8 protein-coding genes, 1 tRNA gene and 1 rRNA gene are annotated in these 8,889 nt (G+C 40.6%); 7 read left to right on the forward strand and 3 right to left on the reverse strand.

Features of this window, described 5'->3' with window-relative positions; all coding sequences use genetic code 11:
* Positions 1 to 174: 174 nt before the first annotated feature.
* Positions 175 to 289 (forward strand): 5S ribosomal RNA (gene rrf, locus HC000_RS17740).
* A gap of 313 nt (positions 290 to 602) precedes the next feature.
* On the opposite strand, the gene HC000_RS17745 is transcribed toward rrf, so the two are convergent.
* The gene (locus tag HC000_RS17745) at positions 603 to 2,672 is read right to left on the reverse strand and encodes a GNAT family N-acetyltransferase (RefSeq protein WP_179808342.1); all 2,070 of its coding nucleotides are present in this window, start codon (positions 2,670 to 2,672) and stop codon (positions 603 to 605) included.
* Positions 2,650 to 4,815 (reverse strand): DNA helicase II, encoded by a 2,166-nt coding sequence (uvrD, locus tag HC000_RS17750; RefSeq protein WP_058372303.1) that lies wholly within the window; start codon positions 4,813 to 4,815, stop codon positions 2,650 to 2,652. The genes HC000_RS17745 and uvrD overlap by 23 nt, the downstream gene beginning before the upstream one ends.
* A gap of 314 nt (positions 4,816 to 5,129) precedes the next feature.
* On the opposite strand from uvrD, the gene HC000_RS17755 reads away from it, so the two are divergent.
* The 3 genes from HC000_RS17755 (at position 5,130) to HC000_RS17765 (ending at position 6,561) form a co-directional block, all read left to right on the forward strand.
* Entirely contained in the window at positions 5,130 to 5,348 is a 219-nt protein-coding gene (locus HC000_RS17755; RefSeq protein ID WP_011326845.1) for a hypothetical protein, read from the forward strand.
* Positions 5,349 to 5,462: 114 nt separating this feature from the next.
* On the forward strand, positions 5,463 to 5,831 hold the full coding sequence (locus tag HC000_RS17760) for a YacL family protein (RefSeq protein WP_011326846.1): 369 nt from the start codon (positions 5,463 to 5,465) through the stop codon (positions 5,829 to 5,831).
* A gap of 106 nt (positions 5,832 to 5,937) precedes the next feature.
* Positions 5,938 to 6,561, forward strand: a complete 624-nt coding sequence (locus tag HC000_RS17765) for a dUTP diphosphatase (RefSeq protein ID WP_086994344.1) — start codon at positions 5,938 to 5,940, stop codon at positions 6,559 to 6,561.
* A 15-nt stretch (positions 6,562 to 6,576) separates the two neighbouring features.
* Here HC000_RS17765 and yrfG read toward each other — a convergent pair whose 3' ends face one another.
* Complete coding sequence (gene yrfG, locus HC000_RS17770) at positions 6,577 to 7,224, reverse strand: GMP/IMP nucleotidase (protein ID WP_011326848.1); 648 nt, start codon at positions 7,222 to 7,224, stop codon at positions 6,577 to 6,579.
* 62 nt (positions 7,225 to 7,286) lie between these two features.
* Here yrfG and nudE point away from each other — a divergent pair, with 62 nt between their 5' ends.
* The 3 genes from nudE (at position 7,287) to HC000_RS17785 (ending at position 8,866) form a co-directional block, all read left to right on the forward strand.
* Positions 7,287 to 7,859 (forward strand): ADP compounds hydrolase NudE, encoded by a 573-nt coding sequence (gene nudE, locus HC000_RS17775; protein WP_011326849.1) that lies wholly within the window; start codon positions 7,287 to 7,289, stop codon positions 7,857 to 7,859.
* Positions 7,852 to 8,637: a 3'(2'),5'-bisphosphate nucleotidase CysQ gene (cysQ, locus tag HC000_RS17780; protein ID WP_011326850.1), complete on the forward strand. Its 786-nt coding sequence runs from the start codon at positions 7,852 to 7,854 to the stop codon at positions 8,635 to 8,637. Before nudE ends, cysQ begins: the two co-directional genes overlap by 8 nt.
* A 152-nt stretch (positions 8,638 to 8,789) precedes the next feature.
* Positions 8,790 to 8,866: transfer RNA gene (locus HC000_RS17785), tRNA-Met, on the forward strand.
* Positions 8,867 to 8,889 lie beyond the last annotated feature (23 nt).

Here is an 8,889-nt window from a genome sequence, read left to right on the forward strand (position 1 = left end):
TGTACTAATTACCCGTGAGGCTTAACCATACAACGCCAAACGCGTTTTATGTGACAGTTCAAGCAAGAAGTTAATATGACTAAAGTAGATATTTACGCAAAGACTTAAAAAATATTATCAGATATTTTCCAAATTCAGTTAATTTGTAGTGATACGAATTAACGCCCTAATTTGCTTGGTAACAATAGCGTTTTGGACCCACCTGACCCCATGCCGAACTCAGTAGTGAAACGAAACAGCGCCGATGATAGTGTAGCATTTGCTATGTGAAAGTAGGACATTGCCAGGCTCCAAATTGTAGAAAGCCCGACTAGAAATAGTCGGGCTTTTTTACGTCTGTAGAAAAGTGAAATGTGGGTGAATAATGTACACAAGTCTCCCGCGTAGGTTGGGCGAGCGTAGCGACACCCGACACTCAAATCATAAAAACATCATCACTAGCCAATGAGTTTAGTGCATTTGCACTGTGACTCTCCACCGCTGTGGGCACTTACGACATTCTACTGCGTTGTCGCTACGAAGTAGCGCGCCGACCCCAAATTGTAGAAAGCCCGAATTTAACGATTCGGGCTTTTTTACGTCTGCAGAAAAGTGAAATGGCTTTATGAAGAAAGTTGCTTTGCGAGTATGTTTGTTGTGTTTCTAAACTGTTGTTCTAATTGCTTTTTGCCGCTGAGATTTAAATTTTTAATAAGTTGCTCATCGGTATGGTGTTGTAAAACTGTTTGAATTAAAAGTTGCTGCTGATTGGCTGCTATCCTAGTAATTATAACAGGATTTTGGCTAATTAAACGCCAGAGAGTGGGGGAAATAGTAAAGCGGTTACTGCTGAGTTGCTGTGTAAATAACCTTAACGTATCAGAAGCTATTACCTCATCATTAAATGAGCGCAGTAATGTGCTAACCAGTTGCCATTCTAATGACTTAAAGTGGCTTAATAGGCCATAAAACAGCTCGTATTGAAACTGTTTAATCAGTGACTGTAAACTTTGTTGTGGTGCATTAAGAGATTTAACAACTAAAGTTGCGTGCTCAGCAGTGCTTTTGTCGCGTTGGTAACCTAATTTAACAGCATTAAAGCCTAGGCTTTGCCAAAATTTTAGCAATTGTGCAGTGGCACCAAAACTAGCACCAAACCAAGTACATTGTTCTTTTACTTGTGACTCGCTATAGCTCAGTAATGCTTTTCCTAGGCCACAATTATGTGAGCTTGGATCAATTGCAATACGGACAACTCGCGCACTTAAATGAGTTAAAAAATCACTGTTAAAGCTCAGTTGTGCAAGTGTTTGCGCCATTAAATGCCCTTGTGGGCGGCGCTCACCATTTATAACTTGCTCAGTAAGTTCTTCACTTAAACCGCCTTCTATCGCGATTAAGCATACACCCACTAATTGCTTGTCTATTTTGCTGATAAATATGCGTTGCGATGGCGCATCTAACAACTGGCGTAAATCATTCACACTACTTTGATAATGAGCAAGTGCAAGTAAAGCAACGACTTGGCACAATAGTGCTTCATCAGTTACGAGTTGTTGCTGAGTTACTTCACTATGCTTAGGAATCTGCGATTTATTGCTATTAGTCTCTTGATACTGTGCATCAAGTGCTAATAAACTGCGAATATGCTGCTCAAGTGGATCGTGCTTAGCAAAGCGCAATGGCTCATCAAGAGTAATTACTTTAGAAGCTTTGTAGTGGTTTTTAATATATTGACTAAAGCGAATTGTATAGCCTCTACCATTGCCTTCATAACCTACTAAGGTGCTTGCAAATACAATACGAGGATAATGCGCTAACATGCTTAATAACATAGGCACTGGGATAGCAGCAGCTTCATCTACTAAGAGTACGTCACACTCGGGAAGCTCATTTAACAGAGCGTCTGGCGCAATATATTGCATGTTAGCAAGCTGTTTTTGTAATGGATCGTAATTAACATTTAGCTGTGCAGCTAAGTGTTTAAAGCTGCTGTGTGTTGCTCTAAATTGAGTGGCGCAAATAATTACATTTTTATCAGCTAATTTTGCGGCTGCTAGGCCTAATGCGGCTGACTTTCCTCGGCCTCTATCTGCATTGATCAGTAGCGGTCTATTGGCGCGTCCATGAGCTAATTTTACTATTTGTGCTACGCAGTTTTTCTGCGGTTCAAAATCAATATTACTGTGCAGGACATAGTTATAATTATTATTGATGCAGCCAAATTCTTCACTGTAATGCAAGGCTGGTAAGCTTTTAATAATAGAGCTGAAACGCTGATTGAATAAACTATATTGATTGCTGTGGCCATGAGACTGGACACTTTTTAATGCGGGATCTTGCCAGTTATTTAGGTTACCCAGCTCAGGAAGTAATACAAACAATACTCCGCCAGCTCTAACTGTACCAGTAATTGCGGCCAACTTATCGGGGTATAAGCCACTAAAGCCATCGTAAATGGCGTGGGTAAATTCTTGTCCTAATATTTGGTGAATGTGTGCAGGCCATTGAGCATTTTTAAGTGCACAATGTTTAGATAGAGTAAGTGTATTAGTATTTTGTACTAGTGAGTTTGTCAGCTCATAGCACCAATTATCATTGCCAGTAACAAGCACTAGCTGGCGGTGATGCGCGCCAGCTAATTGTTGCTCTAGTTGTATGAGCTGCTTTTTATATAGCTTGTAGTCTTGCATATGCCGTTACTAACCACTTACTACCTAAATCATCAAAGTTGACTTGTACGCGAGATTGCGCACCCGCACCTTCGTAATTAAGTACTGTACCAATACCAAATTTAGCATGCAGTACACGTTGCCCCAAGTTAAAGCCGCTATCTTCAAATGCAGCGTGACTAACTGATGCGCTAAAACGCCCTGCAGCGGGTGGTCGAGATACTTGGGTTTTAATACGAATTTCTTCAACACAGTCCTCGGGAATTTCCCGTAAAAAGCGCGATGGTGTATGGTATTTTTCTTGTCCGTATAAACGACGGCTTTCGGCATGGCTAATATATAGTTTATCCATAGCGCGGGTCATACCTACATAACAAAGGCGGCGTTCTTCTTCTAAACGGCCAGACTCTTCATTACTTTGTTGAGAAGGGAACATACCTTCCTCTACGCCAACCATAAACACTAACGGAAATTCTAAACCTTTAGCTGAGTGCAATGTCATCATTTGTACGGCGTCTTCGTGCTCTTCTGCTTGTCCTTCACCAGATTCAAGCGAGGTATGCGCTAAAAAGCCTTGTAGAGGAGAGCTATATTCTTCTTCCTCAGGCAATTCGTACTGATCGCAAGCGCTAATAAGTTCTTCTAAGTTTTCTACTCGGGCACGGCCTTTTTCACCTTTTTCGGCTTGGTACATTGCCATTAACCCAGAAGTTTGAATAACGTACTTAGCTTGCTCATGTAGCGTTAGATCGCTAATTTTATCTTCAATATGCTCTACTAGTTCGACAAACTTACTCACTGCACCAGAAGCGCGGCCAGATAAATGTTGTTGCTCTACAATTGCTTTTGCTGCATACCAAAGTGGTAACGATTCGGCGCGTGCACAGTCGCGTATATGGCTTAGCGTTTTATCGCCAATACCACGAGCTGGAGTATTAATTACTCGTTCAAATGCAGCATCGTCTTGACGGTTACCTATTATGCGTAAGTACGACAGGGCGTCTTTAATTTCTTGGCGTTCGAAGAATCGCATGCCGCCATAAATACGATACTTTAGGCCTTCTTGTAGCATGGCTTCTTCGAGTACACGTGATTGCGCATTACTTCTATATAAAATAGCCGCATCTTGCAGCGCATTGCCGGCATTTAACCAACTACGCAGTTTACTACTTACAAAACGCGCTTCGTCTAGCTCGTTAAATGCGGCGTAAATAGAAATAGGTTCGCCCTCGTTACCGTCGGTCCATAAGCTTTTACCCATACGCTCTGAGTTATTTTGGATCAGGGCATTTGAGGCTTTTAATATAGTGGCGGTAGAGCGATAGTTTTGCTCAAGACGAATGGTCTCTGCGCTAAAGTCAGTTAAAAAACGTTTAATGTTTTCTATTTTTGCACCGCGCCAACCATAGATACTCTGATCGTCATCGCCAACAATCATAATACTATTGGAGTCGCCAGCAAGTAGTTTTAACCATGCGTATTGTATGGTGTTGGTGTCTTGAAACTCGTCTACTAACATGTGTGCAAAGCGCTGTTGATAATGGCGCAGTAGTGTAGGGTTATTTTTGAGTACTTCGTAGCTGCGCAGTAGTATTTCGGCAAAATCGACTAAGCCTGCTCTGTCGCATGCTTCTTGATACGCCGCGTACACGCGCAGCATCATTTGCTCGTTAATATCGTAGGCTTGAATATCTTTAGGGCGAAGTGCTTCATCTTTTTTAGCGCTTATGTACCAACCAAACTGTTTAGCGGGCCATTTTTTATCATCAATATTCATCGATTTTAATAAACGTTTGATCATACGTAGCTGATCGTCTGAGTCTAAAATTTGAAATGCTTCGGGTAATTTTGCTTCACGGTGGTGCGCGCGTAAAATACGGTGCGACAAACCATGGAAAGTACCAATCCACATACCACCAACCGGCGCTTTTAGCGTCTCTTCAACGCGAGTACGCATCTCTTTAGCTGCTTTATTAGTAAAGGTAACCGCAAAAATACTATACGCTGAGGCTTGCTCAACTTGCATTAGCCAAGCAATACGATGAACCAACACTCGTGTTTTACCAGACCCAGCACCTGCTAATACCAGCATGTTTTGTAGTGGGGCTGCAACGGCATCGCGTTGTTTGTCGTTTAAGCCATCGAGTAATTGTGAAACGTCCATCGTTACGCCTTTTTAATCAATAATGCGGGCAGTATAGCAGGTGTTTTTGTTAGGCTAAATAAAATACTGTTTTTATACACAGCTATTCATAAAATTATGTTCTAAACTAGTAGCTTGATAGCGAATCAAAAACGGAAAAGGTTAAAAAGATATAATAAAAATTGCTAATTTGACCTCAATTTAGTAAAAATCACCACAGCGTTAAACTGATAAAAATACAACTATATGATTTGTAACATTTATTAAATTGGCATAGAGTGTGTAAGTAATTCTATAGCTAAAATATAAAAATTAAATAAACTACAGAGGTTAGTATGTCAGGACAAGGTTCAGGCGGTAACGTAATCGCAGCATTATGTAATATATTTTTCCCGGGGTTGGGGCAGCTAGTGCAAGGGCGTATTCTTGCCGCGCTTATATTCGCTATATTATTTTTTGGTGGTGCGGCATTATGGTTTTTAATTGTGCCAGGAATAATTGCCGCTATTGTATATGTTTGGGCAATTATTGATGCAGCACGTTATAGATCGTGACGTAATTAATATTAAAGCTTTATAAAATAGCGCCTTTTGGCGCTATTTTGCTTTTTAGCGTCTGCTGCTATTTACGTATATAATTGCGCAACTAACGATTTAAAAGCGATACGTATGGAATATCAATTTATTCGCGATCCAATTAGCGGATTACGCATTAAAATAAGTAGCGAGCATGCCATAATTGGCCGCTGGTTAAACGAAGAAATAGGCAAAGATAAAATAGCTATGGTGCAAGCGCTTATTGCATCGGTGAGTTCAAGCTTTGAGCCTTTAACGCTAAAGGGCCAAGAAATAGATTTAATTTTAACGAAAGACGAAGCTCTATTTGAAGCCCATGCTCTGCACCAAGACAGTGAAGATCTTATGGCTTATCAAGACGACGATTTAATGCTTGAAGAAAATGGCCTAAGCAGTGGTTGTGGTTTTGAAGATTTTATAGACCTAATAAACTCATGGCATGAGTTTACGACTTCAAGATAAACATAGTTAGCACGCTAATGAAAATATACAGCAATGCACAACAAGCATTTTATCTGTATTATTACACTAATGAAAATTTAGCTAATCAAAAACGACAGGAATTGATATGTCTGCCAATTTAAACAAACTAGTAGTGATGCTAGAAATGCAAAATGCCATGAATACCAAAGTACATGACCAATGGTTTAGCCAAGGGTTTGATTGGTACAGAGCCATTTGGGTTGAGTGTGCAGAAATGCTCGATCATTACGGTTGGAAATGGTGGAAAAAACAAACGCCTGATACCGAACAAGTTATTTTAGAGTTAGTGGATATTTTTCATTTTGGCTTGTCACTCAGAATTGACGGTATCACCAGCTACGAAAAAATAGCTAAACAGCTTGAGCTAGAATTAAGCACTGCCCATCAAGCCGATGACTTTAAGCAAACACTGGAAGTATTGGCGGCATCTGCTGTCGCAGATAAAACTTTTAATGCGGCTGCTTTTGCAGGTTGTATGGCACAAATAGGTATGAATATTGACGATTTATACCGAGGTTATGTAGGTAAAAATACCTTAAACTTCTTCCGCCAAGATCATGGCTATAAAGATGGCAGTTACATTAAAGTGTGGGATGGCCAAGAAGATAACGAGCATTTAGTAGAAGTTGTTAAAAGCCTTAATACCGAACATGCAGATTTTGCAAAATTAGTGTACGAAGGCTTAGAGGCACGATATCCAACAAAATAGTTTGCGCTAAAATAATTAAATTAGCTTGCGATAGTCGGTAACATTTAAGTAATCGGCTATATCGTTATGTGGTTGTTGGCTGTCTGGGTTAGCAACCGCAAGCAAGTGTTCAATACCGTATTGGCGTGCAGCGTTGAGTACAGGAACACTATCATCAACAAAAAGCGTACGGCTTTTGTTAAATCCTAAGTCACTTTGCACCTGTTGCCATAAGCTTTGCTGCTCTTTACTTACCCCATATTCATGAGTCGATACGACTCCATCTAAGTAGTTATCAATTGCAGTTTGCTCAAATTTAAGCATTACACACTCAGGGTGGGCGTTAGTAAGTAAAATTAACTCTTTACCTGCTTTTTTAAGTTCAGTTAAAAAGTACGGCACATCGTCGCGCACTTTTATTAAGTGCTTAGACTGTCGCTTTAGTTCCATAATAGGCAGGTTTAACTGTTGCTCCCAATAATCTGAGCAGTACCATTGTATTTTTCCGCTAACGGCTTGGTAGCGTTTTGAAATATCAGCTTGCGCTGCTTCAAAGCTAATATTTTTTGCTAATGCGTGCTGTTGTGGAATAACGTTAAGCCAAAAATGGCTATCGTAATGTAAATCGAGTAATGTTCCATCCATATCGAGTAAAACTGTATCGATTTTTGACCAATTTAGCATGGGCTTTTCCCTGTGAAAAGTTTATGATTAAGCACAACTGCCATGATAGCAAATTAACGCCAATGACACAGAAAAAGCACCCTATACCACCGCAAATCCTCAGTAATAAAGTTGTAGCTAAAAGTCGCTTATTTACCGTGGAATCTTTAGAACTTAAATTCTCTAATAACGAAGAACGTCAATATGAGCGAATTCGTGGCGGCGGGCGAGGTGCAGTAATGATTGTGCCGTTAACTAAAGATAACGAATTACTACTAGTGCGAGAATATTGCGCTGGTACTAACGACTATCAACTGGGTTTTCCTAAAGGGTTAATTGACCCAGGTGAAACACCAGAGCAAGCCGCTAATCGCGAACTTAAAGAAGAAGTTGGTTTTGGTGCAGATTACCTAAAACGATTAAAAGCGGTATCTATAGCGCCAAGTCATTTTAATACCACCATGCACATTATGGTCGCTAAACAATTGTATTCACAAACATTGCCCGGTGATGAGCCAGAGCCACTGGTCGTTGTTAAGTGGCCATTAACCGATTGGCGGTCATTATTAACACAAGACGATTTTACCGAAGCACGCAGTGTAGCTGCTTTATTATTATTAGATCAGTATTTAGCATCAGGAGTCATTGATGAATAAATTACTAGAGCCTTGTATATTATTGGCTGAGCGTGCTGGTGATGCCATTATGGCTATTTATAAAAATGGCGATATTGGTAAAGAGCAAAAGCTAGACAACACACCTGTTACTAAAGCTGATCTTGCTGCTAACGACGTGCTTGTGGCTGGTTTAGAGGCGTTAGCACCCAATATTCCTATTATGTCAGAAGAAACACCGATCCCAGCATTAGCCGACAGGCAGCATTGGCAACGTTATTGGTTGCTTGATCCTATGGATGGTACCGGAGAATTTATTTTAGAAAGTGGCGACTTTGCGGTAAATATAGCACTCATTGAAAATAACCAACCTGTACTGGGAGTTATTCATTGGCCAACAAAAGGGGTAACCTATTTTGCGAGTGCCGATAATGGGGCGTTTAAGCGTAAAAATGGTAGCGACAAGCAAATATTTGTAGCCTCACCCGATAACTTAACGGTTGCAGTAAGCCGCCGCCAAAAAATTGAAGCAGTGAGCCAGTACCTTAACGCCCAATTTACTACTGTTGCTTTAGGGTCATGCTCTTTAAAGGCATGTATTGTTGCAGAGGGAAAGGCCGACTGTTTTTTAAGAATCGGCCCTACTGGTGAGTGGGATACGGGCGCATCACAAATTATAGTTGAGCAAGCTGGCGGCAGTATTACCGATGCAGAGTTTAACCCACTAACTTATAATCAGCGTGAAAGTACTGAAAACCCAGACTTCATTGTAATGGGACACCCTGATTGGGAGTGGCAAAAAATGATTAATCCACACTAAAGGGAATACTTACAACATCAACTGCCTGCTTTTTGTTCACTTGAACAATAATAATAACTAAAGCCTTGCATTATATGTTTATTCCTATATAGTAGCGCTCTCTTCAAGGCATGCTCGTAAATATTACGGATTTGTTTTAAAGAAATTACAGGCGCGGGATGGAGCAGTCTGGTAGCTCGTCGGGCTCATAACCCGAAGGTCGTCGGTTCAAATCCGGCTCCCGCAACCAATTTCCTTTAGGGGATTGAGGTT

The organism is Pseudoalteromonas sp. MIP2626 (assembly GCF_013414205.1).
Taxonomy (GTDB): domain Bacteria; phylum Pseudomonadota; class Gammaproteobacteria; order Enterobacterales; family Alteromonadaceae; genus Pseudoalteromonas; species Pseudoalteromonas nigrifaciens.